The organism is Pseudomonas sp. GW823-FHT02C05, from assembly GCF_058797595.1.
The window spans coordinates 521763-536694 of record NZ_JBXAJU010000004.1 but is presented as its reverse complement, the minus strand read 5'-3'; the positions used below and the strand labels follow the sequence as shown (position 1 = coordinate 536694).

Below are 14932 nucleotides of genomic sequence, written 5' to 3'. Positions count from 1 at the left end.
GCCCTGCCTCAGCCCAGCACCAGGGTGTTCTTGATCTGCGCCCAATGGGCGGCTTCCGCGTCGCCGAGCTTCTGTGCCTTGACGTAGCTCATGGCGAGCATCTGTCGGGTGCCGGGCAGCACCAGGGCCAGCTGGAACTGGAACACCTGTTCTTTGCCCTTGTTGAACTGGCTGCGCAGCTCCAGGCCCTGGATGTCCTGGGCCGGGCCCAGCTGCACCGGTTGCGGAGCCTGGCAGCGCAGGTCCTGGACTTGCTGCTCCAGCCGCTGCAGCTGGCTGGCCAGGTTGCTCTCCAGGGTTTCGCCGTCTCCCAGCAGGCTGCGGCTGACGATCAGCGAAGTGCCCAGGGCCGGGAACTTGAGGATGTTGATCGAGGCGTCCTGCAGTTCGCCGGCAGGCAGCTGGAACTGCAATTCATTGAGGCGATAGGTCATGGCATGGGCATCCGTTCATTAGCCTTTGGGGGCGGAAAAGGGGGCTTTGGCCTTGGCGCTGATGGCGCCCTGCACACCCTGGCCCTCGGTGGTGGTGCCCGGGCCGCCGCCGTTGTTCAGGTGCAGCACGCCACCGGTATTGATCTGGGCATCGGCCGAGGCATGCACGCTGATGTTGACCCCGCACAGGTTGATCTGGCCGCTGGCGTTGAGCTCCAGGATGCTGGCCCCGCATACCAGGCGCAGGCGCTCGCCGACCTCGATCACATAGCTCTGGCCGACGCTGTCGAGCTTCTTCTCGCCGACCCGCAGCTCATCCACGTGCTGAACGATGCGCGTGCGCTTGTTGCCGATGGTCACGTACTCGTCGTGGCCGATGCTCTTGTTGCGGTTGTTGCCCACCGAATGGCTTTCGTTGACCTCGACCACGATGTCCTGGTTGCGCTCGGCGTGGATGTACAGCTGCTCCGCGCCCTTTTTGTCTTCCATGCGGATTTCATTGAAGTTGGCCGGGCTGCCGCCCTTGCTCGAACGGCTCTTCATGCCGCTCTGGGTGGCGTTGGCGGGCAGGTCGTAGGGCACGGTCTGTTCGGCGTTGTAGACCCGGCCGGTGATGATCGGGCGATCGGGATCGCCTTCCAGGAAGCTGACGATGACTTCCTGGCCGATGCGCGGGATCTGCATCGAGCCCCAGTTCTTCCCGGCCCAGGCCTGGGACACGCGAATCCAGCACGAGCTGTTTTCGTTGGACTGGTCGTGGCGGTCCCAGTGGAAGTGCACCTTGACCCGGCCGTACTGGTCGGTCCAGATCTCTTCCCCGGCCGGGCCCACCACTCGCGCGGTCTGCGGGCCCTGGACCATGGGCTTGTGGGTGGTGGCCAGGGGGCGGAAGCTCTGCTGGGCGTCGATGCAGGTCAGGTGGCTCTCGAACTGCGCCGAGCCGCCGCCAGCGCCGCTCTCCAGGCTTTCCTGGACCAGGTAGTAGCGGATGCTGACGATCAGGTATTCGCGGTTCTGGTCCTGGCGGCTGAAGCCGGTGAGGCTGAACAGGTTGCCCACCCCCAACCCCCGGGCGTTGCCGCTGAGCTCGATGCGCTCATGCAGGCTTTGCAGGGCCTCGATGCGGGTCTGGGCATAGTGCTCGCCGTCGCTGCTCTGCACGTAGGTGCCGGGGTAGTCGTAGAGCGGGTAGTCGCCGGCGCTGTGGGGCCGCGGCATGGCCGAGCGCACGTCGATCCGGGCGCTGGGGCGCTGGAAATCATAGTCGTTGAGCTCCAGCGAGCCGGGCTGCACCTCCTGGGCCAGGTGCCAGTCGAACATGTGGTCGCGCTCGCGCTGCTGCTCGTCTCGCGGGTAGTAGGGCACCGAGGCGTAGCCGGGCACGCTGCTGTGAGCGCCATAGGCGTCGGCCAGCACCACCACGTGGCGGTCCTTCTCGTGGCGGAAGAAGTAGTAGATACCTTCCTGTTCCATCAGCCGGCTGACGAAATCGAAGCTGGTCTCGCGGTACTGCACGCAGTACTCCCACTCCCGGTAGGGGCGGCTCAGGGCGTCTTCGAAATCGGAAAAGCCCAGGTCGCGGAACACCTGCTTGATGATCTGCGGGATGCTCAGGTTCTGGAAGATCCGGCAGTCGGAGGTGCGGCTCAGCAGCCACAGCCAGGGGCGCAGCGTCACCTCGTAGCTGGCGAACTGGCCGGTGTCGATGTTCTGGCTGCAGCGCGCGACGATGCCGTGGAAGTACCGCTGGCCGCCGCCGTCCAGCTGTACGCTGAGGCCCATGGGCTTGCCCAGCAACTGGTTGAGGTCGATGTTGGCGTCACTGGAGGCCAGTTGCAGCTGGTAGTCGAACAGCCGCCCCAGCTCCTCGCCGCCGCCCAGGCTCTTGAGCAGCAGGACGTCCGGGCCCAGGGGGCAGTTGACCTGTGCCAGTCGTGTGGATTGCTGAAATAACATCGTCAGTCTCGTTGAATGCGTGGTGTGCCAGGTCAGCCCCCTGCAGGAGCGAGCGTGCTCGCGAAGGCGCCAGGTCCATCACCGTGGCGGTCGCTTCGCTGGCAAGCCGGCTCCTGCGCAGGGCGTGGGGTCAGGCCGGCTCGCTGAAGTCGTAGTGCAGTTCGTTGTCGCGCTGGCTGATGCGCACCCCGGCCAGGGCGCGGCCTTCGAGCATGCGGTTGAGGAACTCGCGGCTCATGTCCGGCAGCAGGCTGTTGGTCAGGATGGCGTCGATCATCCGCCCGCCGCTTTCGGTCTCGGTGCAGCGCGAGACGATCAGGTCGATGACCTCGTCGTCGAAATCGAAATCCACCTTGTGGGTGCTTTCCACGCGCTTCTTGATCCGCCCCAGTTGCAGGCGGGTGATGGCCTTGAGCATCTCGTCGCTCAGCGGGTAGTAGGGAATGGTCACCAGGCGCCCCAGCAGTGCCGGCGGGAAGATCTCCAGCAGTGGCTGGCGCAGGGCCTTGGCGATTTCCTCCGGCTCGGGCACCGCCTGCGGGTTCTTGCAGACGTTGGCGATCAGCTCGGTGCCGGCGTTGGTGGTGAGCAGGATCAGGGTGTTCTTGAAGTCGATCATGCGGCCTTCGCCGTCTTCCATGACGCCCTTGTCGAATACCTGGAAGAAGATCTCGTGCACGTCCGGGTGGGCCTTTTCCACTTCGTCCAGCAGCACCACGCTGTAGGGCTTGCGCCGTACCGCTTCGGTGAGCACGCCACCTTCGCCGTAGCCGACATAGCCCGGCGGGGCGCCCTTGAGGGTGGACACGGTGTGGGCTTCCTGGAACTCGCTCATGTTGATGGTGATGACGTTCTGCTCACCGCCATACATGGCTTCGGCCAGGGCCAGGGCGGTTTCGGTCTTGCCCACCCCGGAAGTGCCGGCCAGCATGAACACGCCAATCGGCTTGTTCGGGTTGTCGAGGCCGGCGCGGGAGGTCTGGATGCGCTTGGCGATCATCTGCAGGGCGTGGTCCTGGCCGATGATGCGTTTCTTCAGGTGCTGGTCCAGGTTGAGCACGGTTTCCAGCTCGTTGCGGGCCATGCGCCCCACTGGAATGCCGGTCCAGTCGGCGACCACCGAGGCCACGGCCTGGTAGTCCACGGTCGGCAGGATCAGCGGGGTCTCGCCTTGCAGGGTGCTGAGGCGCTGTTGCAGGTCCACCAGTTTTTCCCGCAGGCCGTGGCTGTCGTCGCCGACGTCGCTGTCCACCAGGCCGACGTTTTCCCGCAATTGGGCGCGGGTTGCCAGCAGTTCGTCCACCAGGGTCTTCTCTTGTGCCCAGCGACTTTCCAGCTCGGCCAGGCGCTCGCGCTCGGCAGTCAGGAGGTTCTCGCTGTTGACCTGGCGGTTGCCAATGGCAACGCCGATCGCCTGTTCCCGGGCGATGATCTGCAGCTCGGTTTCCAGGGCCTCGATGCGCCGGCGGCTATCGTCCACCTCGGCCGGCACGGCGTGCAGGCTGATGGCGACGCGGGCGCAAGCGGTATCCAGCAGGCTGACGGATTTGTCCGGCAACTGGCGCGCGGGAATGTAGCGATGGGACAGTTTGACCGAGGCCTCCAGGGCTTCGTCGAGGATCTGCACCTGATGGTGCTGTTCCATGGTCGAGGCCACGCCGCGCATCATCAGCAGCGCCTTGTCTTCCGAAGGTTCGGCTACTTGCACCACCTGGAAGCGCCGGGTCAGGGCCGGGTCTTTCTCGATGTGCTTCTTGTACTCGGCCCAGGTGGTGGCGGCCACGGTGCGCAGGGTGCCACGGGCCAGGGCCGGCTTGAGCAGGTTGGCCGCGTCGCCGGTGCCGGCGGCGCCACCGGCGCCCACCAGGGTGTGGGCTTCGTCGATGAACAGGATGATCGGCTTGGGCGAGGCCTGGACGTCCTCGATGACCTGGCGCAGGCGCTGTTCGAACTCGCCCTTCATGCTGGCGCCGGCCTGCAGCAGGCCGACGTCGAGGCTGCGCAGTTCAACGTCCTTGAGCGCCGGCGGCACGTCGCCGGCGACGATGCGCAGGGCGAAACCTTCCACCACCGCGGTCTTGCCCACCCCGGCTTCACCGGTGAGGATCGGGTTGTTCTGCCGGCGGCGCATGAGGATGTCCACCAGTTGGCGGATCTCTTCGTCACGGCCGACGATGGGGTCGAGCTTGCCGCTGCGGGCCTGTTCGGTGAGGTCGACGGTGAAGCGCTTGAGGGCTTCCTGCTTGCCCAGGGCGCTGGGGGCCATGGCGCCGCTGGCTTCGCCGGGCACCGCACCGGCACTGAAGCCGTCGCTGGCGCTCAGGGCGTTTTCCGGCGAGTCGCCGATGTATTCGTCAAAGCGCTCGCACAGGGTCTCGACCTTGATCTTGTCGAACTCGCGGGACAGCCCCAGCAATGCATGGCGCAGGCTCGGGGTCTTGAGGATGCCGATCACCAGGTAGCCGGTGCGCACCTGGCTTTCGCCGAACATCAGGCTGCCGTAGACCCAACCGCGCTCCACCGCCTCCTCGACGTGGGACGACAGGTCGGTGATCGAGGTCGAGCCCCGGGGCAGGCGGTCCAGGGCCTCGGTCAGGTCCTTGGCCAGGCGCGCCGGCTCCAGGTTGAACTGGCGGATGATGCGGTGCAGGTCCGAGTCCGTAAGTTGCAGCAACTGGTGAAACCAGTGGGCCAGTTCCACATAGGGGTTGCCCCGCAATTTGCAGAAGACCGTGGCGGCTTCGATGGCTTTGTAGGCAACGCTGTTGAGTTTGCCGAACAGCGCCGCGCGACTGATTTCACCCATGCTCTGTGCTCCTTGGTGTACGTGAGGTAGTGGCCAGGTCGGCGTAGTGCCGGGCCAGTATTAGATCCTTGGCATCGCTGCCGGGTTGGCCGAGCCAGGTGTTGAAACCCAGGCGCTGGCGGCCGTTGAGTTGCAGCTTGGGTACTTCGTCCTTGAGCAGGACCAGGTTCAGGTCCCAGTCCAGCTCGAAGCCCAGGTATTCGGCGGCCCAGGCCACCAGTTCCTGGAATTGCTGGCCGTCGGGCAGCATCCCCAGGTAATCGTCCAGTTTCATCGGGCCGAGGCGGATGCGGAACTTGTGCTGGCGGTCCCAGACGTGGCTGCCCAGGCAGAAATCCACCCCCAGCTGATGGGATTGCACCCCGACCCGGCTGCGTTCGGGCAACTCCAGCCACTGGCCGACATATTCCTCGATCTGCACCGGCAGGCCGAAATACTCGCTGATGATCGCCCGCAAGCCGTCCGGGTAGCGGGTCTGGGCCGCCAGGTGGCCGCTGTAATGCAGCTTGGCGGTGTCGGCTATCAGACCCTGCTTGAGCAGGCTGGGCATGCCCCGGCCCGACAGCGCCGCCAGCCGCGCCGACCAGTAGTCGTCGTCCGGGCGATCGTGGCTCACCGTCGGCCGGGCTTCGGCCCAGGCCCGATAGAACAGGCTCAGCAGGCGGTGGTGGAACACATCGAGAAAGCGCTTGCTGGTGCTGTCGGCGTTGTTGCGCTGGCGCTCGCGCACGTATTCGGTGATGTGCAGCGGCAGCGGCCCGTTGGGCCCGCCGAGGCCGAAGAAGAACTGCTCCAGGCGGGTCGCGGCGCCGTCGCTGCCGGGGGTGACCGAGGCCAGGGTGGCCGGGGCGAAGCTGCAGTCGGCCTGCTGTCCCAGGCGCAGCGGATCGTCCGCCAGGCGCACGGAGTGACCGAAGCGCGGCAGTTGCGGCGACAGGCATTCGATACGCCGCAGGGCCTGGAAGAAGTCGTACTCCCAGGGCTCGGCGTGCATCGCCGTCAGCGTATTCAAAGAGTCGGACGACGTCCGGGCTTGGCTTTCCATCGCATGATCTCGCCGCGTTCGGTGGTACGGATCACCGTCTCGGTAAAACTGTTGATCGACACATAACGTGCCAGGAAGCGCTCGAATACCGCGCCGAGCAGAAACACCCCGGTGCCGCGGAACGCGTTTTCATCGAACTCCAGGGTGATCTCCAGGCCCCGGCCGAAGACGATCGGCCCGGGCATCGGCAGGCGCCGGGTCACCGCCTTGCTGCTGACTTCCCGCAGGCCCTCGATCTGCAACTGCAGGGCCGCGTCGTTGCTGTCGCCGTACAACCGCAGCAGTTCGCGCAGGGCCGCCGCGCCCTGGCCCTGTTCGCTCAGGGACAGGTAGTTCAGCGACAGCTGGCTGATCAGGCGCCAGGCCTTGCCGTCGTGGGCATGGCTGGGGCGCGGCCGGCTCGGGCCCGCCAGGCAGCGGATGGCCTGTACCGGGGCGCTGTCGGCCAGGGTGAAGTCGGTCTTGCCGTTGCCGGTGTTCATGAACAGTGGCAGGTCGCGGTTGGTGCACAGCGCGCTGACCCCGAGCTGGCGCAGGTCGTGGCGATAGGGCGCCTGCTGGCTGTCCACCAGGCTGACGAAGGATTCGCTGCCGATGTAGGTGGAGCGCGGGCCGTTGCGACGCTGGTCGCTGGACAGCACCCGCGGCTCGCGCCGGACGATGTAGTAGGACTGGTCGCGGCCGTAGCGGGATGGATCGCGCACGGCGTAGAACGGCAGGAACGGCTGTTCCGGGCCGGTGCCGTGGCCGCTGATGGCGGTCAGCGAGTGGACCTCGAAATCCATCGGTCGGGTGCGGTCGGCGATCACATGGTGCTCGTTGACCCGGTCGGACAGGTGGATACGGTCCAGGCGCTTGGGAAACAGGTTGATCGCCGGGGTGCAGAAGGGCACGAACTGAGCGGTGCCGACGCTGCCTTCCAGGCTCTGGTCGAAGCGCTCGAAGAGCACGATCAGCTCCAGCTCCTGGCCGGCGCAGCGCTGGACCGCGCGCCCCAGCTGGGCGAATTCGACGAACAGGAAGCGGTTGGGCAGGGCGAAGTATTCCTGCAGCAGGCGGTAGCCCTGGAAGGCCTGGGGCACCACCGGCAGCGCCGCGTCGCGGTCGTCGAAACCGCGCGAGCGCAGGGCGTCCGGGGGCAGGCGCTCGACCCAGTCGCCGCCCGGGGCCCGGGCGAACACCGCGCAGACGTTGCCCAGCAGTTGTTCGTAGAGGCGGAACGGCTGTTCGTCATTGCCGTTCAGGTACAGCGGCAACTCGTCCAGGGCCAGGCTGTTGAACGGCAGTTCGGCGCCGGTGCGCAGGGTCAGGCGCAGCCCGGCCTTGGCCCTGGGCTCGCTGGCGGCCAGGCGCCCGAGCACTGCCGACGGGTTGCCGAAGTATTCGGCCTGGGCCACTTGCAGTGGCCACAGGGTCACCGAGTGCGCGGTGCGGTATTCGCAGCAGGTCTGGGTATCGCGGCCCAGGGCGGCGCGCAGGCTGGTGTCGCGCTCCAGGGTGAAGCCGCTGCTCAGGGAACCTTCGTCGGGATCGGCCTGCAACTGCACCACGGTCATCGATGGGGTCGGTGCCAGGTAGTGCGGGTAGGCGATCTCCAGCAGGTTGTGGGTGAAGGTCGGGTACTCGGCGTCGAGCTTGAGCTGCACCCGGGCAGTCAGGTAGGCGAAGCCCTCCAGCAGGCGCTCGACATAGGGGTCGGCGCAGTCCATGCCCGACAGGGTCAGGCGGCTGGCGATCTTCGGGAATTCCTTGGCGAACTCCGCGGCGCTTTCGCGCACGTGGTGCAGTTCCTGGTTGTACAGCTCCAGCAGGCGCGGGTTCATGAGCGCCTCCGGGAGTCGGCGTGCACCACTCGTACGTGGCCCGATTCCAGGTCCATGTCGGTTTGCAGCAGCAGGCGCAGGGGCATCGGCTGGGCCCAGAGGTCGCCTTCGATCTCGAAGCTCAGGGCGTTGTGGTTCATTTCCCCGGGCGCGGTGCGTGCGCGTACCCGCAGGGTGCTGCGCAGGATGCGCGGCTCAAAGGTGGCGATGGCCTGGTGGATCAGCGCCTCCAGGGCCGGGATATCGATGCTCGAAGCGCTGTACCCGGCCAGGGCCGGCAGGCCGTAGTTGACCACCGAAGTACCGGCGGGGGTGTGCAGGGTGGCGTCGGCTTCCAGCAGGGAAGTGGTGTTGAGCAGCCAGGCCAGGTCGCGCAGTACCGAGGCCTTGAGCTGGCTCAGGGACAGCACGCGTTTGTCCGGGCTTTCTTTCAGGTTGCCGGGTTCATCGTCGGTCAGACGATCCAGCAGGGAGGGTTGCAAGCGATCGCGGGCGGCGATGTCGGTTACCAAGGGGTTCGCTCCAGGATCGGATTGCGCAGGCATGACGTCACGAAAAGGGGCATAACCAAAGACTCACGAGGACGCGGTCCTGGCCAACCGCCCTCGCGTTGCGCCAGGCGCAACGCGAGGGCCGGGCCGGTCGCCGCCACGGGGCGGCGACCGAAGCGGATCAGCGCTTGGTGTTGGAGCGGATGTTCCAGCCGTACTTGATCGGGCCGCCGTCCTTGGTGCCGTCGGCTTTCTGCGGCTGGTACTCGACCATCACCTGAGCGAAGTTCAGGGTGATGTTTTCGGTCAGGCGGTCATCGCTGCCCGAACCGCCGGTGCTCAGCGAAGTGATCAGCACTTCTTCCAGGTCGATGATCATGTACTCGACCTGGCTTTCGCCGCCGGCCTTGCGCACGGTCAGGCGCACCTTGTCGATGTGCTTGCCGCTGGAGCAATGCATCATCAGGTTCGGCGATGCCTTGTCCACGTACTTGGTCAGCGACAGGTCCTGGATGTTCACCTTGCCCGCGCCGCCGCCACCGCCAACGTGCATGTTGCCGGACTGGGACATGCCCCAGCTCCAGTTCAACACGTCGATTTCGTCCTTGTGGGCTTTGTCCATGGACTCGCCCTTGATGTCACCGATCTTGATGAAAATATCAACAGCCATGTTTTCTCCCTGTGTGGCACTTGCCACGATGTTGATTCAGCTTCTGTCGCCGCTGCGCGAGGCCCTGGGGACCTCGCGCGGCCTGTGGCTGCGGCCGCAGGTTTGAGTCGGTTATGGGTTAGGCGCCCTTGGCGGACGGCAGTTTGGATACCAGGCGCAACGACACGGTCAGCCCTTCGAGCTGGTAGTGCGGGCGCAGGAAGAACTTCGAGTTGTAGTAGCCGGGGTTGCCTTCGACTTCCTCGACCACCACCTCTGCCGCGGCCAGTGGGTGCTGGGCCTTGGTGGTTTCGGTGGAGTGCGCCGGGTCACCGTCGACGTAGTTGAGGATCCAGTCCTGCAGCCAGCGCTGCATCTCGTCCTTCTCTTTGAAGGAGCCGATCTTGTCGCGCACGATGCACTTCAAGTAGTGAGCGAAGCGGCAAGTGGCGAACAGGTACGGCAGGCGCGCGGCCAGGTTGGCGTTGGCGGTGGCGTCCGGGTCGTCGTATTCGGCCGGCTTCTGCAGCGACTGGGCGCCGATGAAGGCGGCGAAGTCGGTGTTCTTCTTGTGCAGCAGTGGCATGAAGCCGTTCTTCGCCAGTTCCGCTTCACGACGGTCGGAGATGGCGATCTCGGTCGGGCACTTCATGTCCACGCCACCGTCGTCGGTGGGGAAGGTGTGGGCCGGGAGGTTTTCCACCTCGCCACCGGACTCCACGCCGCGGATCCGCGAGCACCAGCCGAAATGCTTGAACGAACGGTTGATGTTCACGGCCATGGCGTAGGCGGCGTTGGCCCAGGTGTACTTGGAGCTGTCGGCGCCGTCGGTGTTTTCCTCGAAGGCGAAGGCTTCCACCGGGTCGGTCTTGGCGCCGTATGGCAGGCGCGCCAGGAAGCGCGGCATGGTCAGGCCGATGTAGCGCGAGTCTTCCGATTCACGCAGCGAGCGCCAGCCGGCGTATTCCGGGGTGGTGAAGATCTTGGTCAGGTCGCGCGGGTTCGACAGTTCCTGCCACGAGCCCATGCCCATCACGGTCGGCGAAGCCGCGGCGATGAACGGCGAGTGCATGGCGGCGCAAACCTTGGACAGCTCGCCCAGCAGCTCGACATCCGGTGGCGACTGGTCGAAGTAGTAGTCGCCCACCAGGCAGCCGTAGGGCTCGCCGCCGAACTGGCCGTATTCCTCTTCGTACATCTTCTTGAAGAGCGGGCTCTGGTCCCAGGCCGTGCCCTTGAATTTCTTCAGGGTCTTGTGCAGCTCCGGCTTGGAGATGTTGAGCACGCGGATCTTGAGCTGCTCGTCGGTCTCGGTGTTGTTCACCAGGTAGTGCAGGCCGCGCCAGGCGCTTTCCAGCTTCTGGAATTCCGGGTGATGGATCACCTGGTTGACCTGGGCGGTGAGCTTGGCGTCGATGGCGGCGATGATCGACTCGATCGACTTGATGGCGTCGTTGGACACCAGGTCGGTCTGCGCCAGGGCCTGTTCGGCCAGGGTCCGCACCGCGGTTTCCACGGCTTCGCGAGCACGCTCGGTCTTGGGCTTGAATTCCTGCAGCAGCAGCGATGCGAATTCGCTGGCCTGCTCGGTGGCGCCGGGTTGCGCCTGATTGTCACGCATCAATTCGGTCATGATCGTTGGTCCTGATTTACGCGTTCGGCTCGGAGTCAGCAGGCTTTGGCGCACTGGCCAGGGCCTGGAGCAACGCCGGATCCTTGATGGCTTTCATGATGATTTCTTCGGCGCCGGTCTTGCCGTCCATGTAGGTCAGCAGGTTGGCCAGCTGGGTGCGGGCTTCCAGCAACTGGTTCAACGAATCGACCTTGCGCGCCACGGCCGCCGGGCTGAAGTCGTCCATGCTCTCGAAGGTGATGTCCAGGCTCAGGTTGCCTTCGCCGGTCAGTTCGTTGGGCACGTGGAAGGCCACCCGAGGCTGCATGGCCTTGAGGCGCGAGTCGAAGTTATCGACGTCGATTTCCAGGAACTTGCGATCGGCCACGGCCGCCAGGGGCTCCACGGGCTTGCCGGCGAGGTCGGCCATCACGCCCATGACGAAGGGCAGCTGGACCTTTTTCTCGGCGCCGTAGAGTTCGACGTCGTACTCGATCTGCACCCGGGGCGCGCGGTTGCGCGCGATGAACTTTTGAGAACTTTGCTTCGCCACGTTGTGCTCCTGGTCGCTGCTGCGACGGTGTTGGCGTCGGTCGGTGGTTGCCGCTGACGATACTGCTCGGTTGTTCCGGGGTTAGTCGGATTCAGGGCCGCGCAGGTTTTCAAATTGGGACATGCCGTCGGGAATCAGATTGCGCACGATGGCCGCGAAGTCGGCGTTGACCAGGTTCTTGGCCCGGTTGAGCAGCACCGGCAACGGGCTCGAAGGCTCGTGGCGGCTGTAGTAGGCCAGCAGCCGGTCAAGGCTGCGCAGCACGTCTTCGCGGCTGCTGATCTCGCCGGAAATCCGTACCGGGGCTGGCGCTGCGGGTGCACCGGGCTCTTCGGTGGACGGCCCATCGGCGTGTTCCTCGACCGCGTTCTGCGCGCCTTGCGGGGCGTGCTGACCCAGCACCTGCAGCGCCAAGCGCAGGGGTTGCTTGAGGGCCGTGAGGTCTACACCGCTGGCCGAGCCTACTTGTTCGCTGACCTGTTTCTCGATGCTTTCGGCCGCCGAGCGGGCTGCGTTCAAGGCGCTGCGAATCGCATCCAGGTGCTCGGGGTCGCTGTCTTGCAGGGCGCCGGCCAGGTGGTCGGAGCCCAGGCTCTCGCCGGAAAAGTGCTGCAGGCCGGCGGCGTTCAGCGCGGCTCGCAGGCTCACCGGGCCGAAGGTCCGGGAACGGGTCAGGATGGCTTCGCGGAGCAGGCCGATGGTGGTGTCGGACGCCAGGCCGGCCAGGGCGTTGATACGCACCGTGGGGTCGTTGTCGTCGTCGGCGTCCAGGCGCGGATGCAGGTCCGCCCAGTAATCCCGGAGCAGGCCGTCGATCAGTTCGAGGCTGGTGGCCAGGCCCGGCAGGCCTTCGAGGGCCAGGGTGCTCTGCAGGAGGAAGTGGGTGATGCGCAGGTCTTTGCTGCGCGCCAGCAGGTCCAGGCTCTGTTGCTGGATGCTGCGCCAGTCCGGCGGCTCGGCCGGCAGGATCGAGTCGCCCATGCTGCGCTCGGGCTGGCCCTGTGCGGCCCGCTCCAAGTGCAAGAAATCCGCGTCATATTCCAGGTCTTCGCCACAAGGCGAAGTTGCTGAAACCGCGGCGAGCAACATCGGTACATCCACCTGGTTTGATCTCCCTATCAGCCTGCAGGACAGTCAGGCAATTAATGCACTAGTTTGTTTGTGAACTCGCGCACATTTCTTGGTTTATATGGACTCGTTGATACTAGTGAGCCATCATCCGTGTTCAAGAAGTTGTGCATTTTTGGTGTAGTAGTTGTGCCTTGTCAAGGTAAGCTATTCGCCCCGCATGACAGTGTTATGTCGCCTTATAGCTCCTTGACCGGCGAGTCAGATCGGGGCGGTACGAAAAGCTTTTGTCATGCGTGTAGTTTAAGTTAAGCGATCATGCTGTGAACGGCGCTGTTTAAAGGATTTTTTGCGGACTTTTCATTTTTTCACGGAACTTTTTTCCCTTCGCCGGTTCGCACGCGGAAGTACAGCAAGGAGGCGCGATGTCGCTGTGTTTGACTATCACTAGTTATCACAAGATTACCCCTGGTCAATGCCCTGAAAAACTAATGGACCAGGGAATGATGGCAATTGGCCGCAGTTCCGATAATGACTGGGTACTTCCTGATCCCGAACGCTTAGTTTCCGCGCGGCACTGTGTCATCCAATACAAGGATGGCCGTTATTATTTGACCGATAACAGTACTAATGGTGTGGAGTTAGTCCGTGCCGGTATTCGTATGCGCCGGGGTAGCAGCGAGCCTCTGGAAGATGGCGAGGTTATTCGCATTGGCGATTATGAAATCAGTGCGCGCATCGATTTCAGTCTGAACCGTCCGGGGGCTGAACCCTTTTCCGGGGACAGCTCCAATAGTTTCGAGGCGCTGATGGGGCGTCAGGCGGCGTCGCCGACCCCTATCGAACCGATTTCCATGGCCCCGGTGGCGCACTTCCAGGGTGCCTCGGCCCAGGACACCTTTCCCGATCTGTTCGACTTTCTCGCCCCCAGCGCGACCCCGCCGGCCACCCAGCCGGACCACGTGCCGGCCGAGCAGCACGATTTTCGCCCGCCGACCCCCACCGCGGTGCCCCAGCCCGTGGCACCACCTGAGCCATCGGCGCCCCAGGGCGGGGCGGTGATTCCGGAGGACTGGGACCTGTTCGGCTCGACGCCCGCAAGCCCTGCGCCAGTGCCCAGTGCGCCGCCCGTGGTTGCCCCGCCGGTGGTTGCCGCCGCGCCGATTGCCCACCAGGCCTCGTTCGCGGCAGAACCCGCGCAGCCGCAGCCGCAGCCGCAGCCGCAGCCGCAGCCGATCGCCCAGGCGCCCGTGGCACCGGTGGTTTCCGAAGTGGAGCTGGCTCCTGTTGTCACGCCCGCGCCGGCCCCGGTCGCCCCACAGGGGGATCTGCTCCAGGCCTTCCTGCGCGGGGCCGGGCTCGATCAACTGCGTATCGAGCCGCAGCAGGCCCAGGCCCAGATGGAAAGCCTGGGTCGCAGCTACCGGTTGATGGTCGAGGGCCTGATCGATGTGTTGCGTGCCCGCAGCAGCCTCAAGGGCGAGTTCCGCATGCAGCAGACGATGATCCGCCCGGTGGAAAACAACCCGCTGAAGTTCGCCCCCAATGTGGACGAGGCCATGCTCCTGCTGCTGCGCCACAGCAACCAGGCATTCATGGCTCCGGATCAGGCCGTGCAGGACAGCTTCGATGACCTGCGGGCCCACCAGCTGGCGGTCATGGCCGGTGTGGAAGCGGCCATCAAGCACCTGCTGGGGCGCTTCGAGCCCACTGAACTGGAAGCCCGCATGGCTCGCCCCGGCGGCCTGGGCAACCTGTTCAGCGGCTCGCGCCAGGCGCAGAACTGGCAGCAGTTCACTGCACTCTACAAACAGATTTCCCAAGAGGCCCAGGACGATTTCCAGGACCTCTTCGGTCGTGAGTTCAGCCGCGCCTATGAAGAACACACCCACCGGCTGCGCCGTTCCTGAGCGCGCCTGGAACACCCGAAAAACACGGATACACGGACAGCTGATACGTCATTGAGGACGCAGGATGATTCAACGATTGCTGACATTGGTTGCCATGCTGGTACTGGCGGCCTGTGCCAAGGACACACCACCTCCCGGCGAACCGGCCAAGGAAGCGCCCGGCGCCACGACTGTGGAGCTGCATTTCCAGGCGGTCAGCGGGCTCAACCCCGGGCCTGATGGCCAGAGCACGCCGGTGCGGGTACGGATCTTCGAGCTGAAGAATCCGGCCACCTTCATGCGCGCCGACTACTTCGCCCTGGCGGAGCGGGCGCCGGCTACCCTCGGCCCGGACCTGATCGACCAGGATGAAGTGCTGGTCAAGCCCGGCGACCAGTTCACCCTCAAGCGCACCCTGGACCCGGCCACCCGTCAGGTCGGCCTGCTGGTGGGCTATCGCGAAGTGGACCAGGCCCTGTGGCGGGTCGGGGTCAACACCGCGCAGCGCCTGAGCAACCAATATCAGATCGTCCTCGACGTCCGCGCGGTCAGCGCCGAGCTCGTGGCATCCCCATCCAGCCCTGCCCAATAGGCAATCGGAGCAAC

General features: G+C 65.1%; 12 protein-coding genes. 2 read left to right on the top strand and 10 right to left on the bottom strand.

Annotated elements, in window-relative coordinates; translation table 11 throughout:
- Window positions 1–8: 8 nt before the first annotated feature.
- The 10 genes from AC1RGE_RS23880 to tssA all read right to left on the bottom strand — a co-directional run bounded on the left by AC1RGE_RS23880 (window position 9) and on the right by tssA (window position 12470).
- Window positions 9–434: a DcrB-related protein gene (locus AC1RGE_RS23880; protein WP_011064263.1), complete on the bottom strand. Its 426-nt coding sequence runs from the start codon at window positions 432–434 to the stop codon at window positions 9–11.
- 18 nt (window positions 435–452) lie between these two features.
- A complete protein-coding gene (locus tag AC1RGE_RS23875) occupies window positions 453–2390 on the bottom strand; it encodes a type VI secretion system Vgr family protein (RefSeq protein ID WP_011064262.1) in 1938 nt (645 codons plus the stop codon).
- 130 nt (window positions 2391–2520) lie between these two features.
- Window positions 2521–5196, bottom strand: coding sequence for a type VI secretion system ATPase TssH (tssH, locus tag AC1RGE_RS23870; RefSeq protein WP_011064261.1), 2676 nt, complete (start codon window positions 5194–5196; stop codon window positions 2521–2523).
- Window positions 5189–6241, bottom strand: coding sequence for a type VI secretion system baseplate subunit TssG (gene tssG, locus AC1RGE_RS23865; protein WP_011064260.1), 1053 nt, complete (start codon window positions 6239–6241; stop codon window positions 5189–5191). Before tssG ends, tssH begins: the two co-directional genes overlap by 8 nt.
- The gene (gene tssF / locus AC1RGE_RS23860) at window positions 6205–8064 is read right to left on the bottom strand and encodes a type VI secretion system baseplate subunit TssF (RefSeq protein WP_011064259.1); all 1860 of its coding nucleotides are present in this window, start codon (window positions 8062–8064) and stop codon (window positions 6205–6207) included. The genes tssG and tssF overlap by 37 nt, the downstream gene beginning before the upstream one ends.
- The gene (gene tssE, locus AC1RGE_RS23855; RefSeq protein WP_011064258.1) at window positions 8061–8576 is read right to left on the bottom strand and encodes a type VI secretion system baseplate subunit TssE; all 516 of its coding nucleotides are present in this window, start codon (window positions 8574–8576) and stop codon (window positions 8061–8063) included. Before tssE ends, tssF begins: the two co-directional genes overlap by 4 nt.
- A 160-nt stretch (window positions 8577–8736) precedes the next feature.
- Window positions 8737–9225, bottom strand: a complete 489-nt coding sequence (locus AC1RGE_RS23850) for an Hcp family type VI secretion system effector (RefSeq protein ID WP_011064257.1) — start codon at window positions 9223–9225, stop codon at window positions 8737–8739.
- A 118-nt stretch (window positions 9226–9343) separates the two neighbouring features.
- On the bottom strand, window positions 9344–10837 hold the full coding sequence (gene tssC / locus AC1RGE_RS23845; RefSeq protein ID WP_011064256.1) for a type VI secretion system contractile sheath large subunit: 1494 nt from the start codon (window positions 10835–10837) through the stop codon (window positions 9344–9346).
- Between the two features lie 16 nt (window positions 10838–10853).
- Window positions 10854–11369 (bottom strand): type VI secretion system contractile sheath small subunit, encoded by a 516-nt coding sequence (gene tssB, locus AC1RGE_RS23840; RefSeq protein WP_011064255.1) that lies wholly within the window; start codon window positions 11367–11369, stop codon window positions 10854–10856.
- 81 nt (window positions 11370–11450) lie between these two features.
- Window positions 11451–12470, bottom strand: a complete 1020-nt coding sequence (gene tssA / locus AC1RGE_RS23835) for a type VI secretion system protein TssA (RefSeq protein WP_041752688.1) — start codon at window positions 12468–12470, stop codon at window positions 11451–11453.
- Between the two features lie 392 nt (window positions 12471–12862).
- Here tssA and tagH point away from each other — a divergent pair, with 392 nt between their 5' ends.
- Entirely contained in the window at window positions 12863–14347 is a 1485-nt protein-coding gene (gene tagH, locus AC1RGE_RS23830) for a type VI secretion system-associated FHA domain protein TagH (protein WP_011064253.1), read from the top strand.
- A gap of 64 nt (window positions 14348–14411) precedes the next feature.
- Window positions 14412–14918 carry a type VI secretion system lipoprotein TssJ gene (gene tssJ, locus AC1RGE_RS23825; RefSeq protein ID WP_011064252.1) on the top strand — a complete coding sequence of 169 codons (507 nt, stop codon included), beginning with the start codon at window positions 14412–14414 and terminating at the stop codon, window positions 14916–14918.
- Window positions 14919–14932 lie beyond the last annotated feature (14 nt).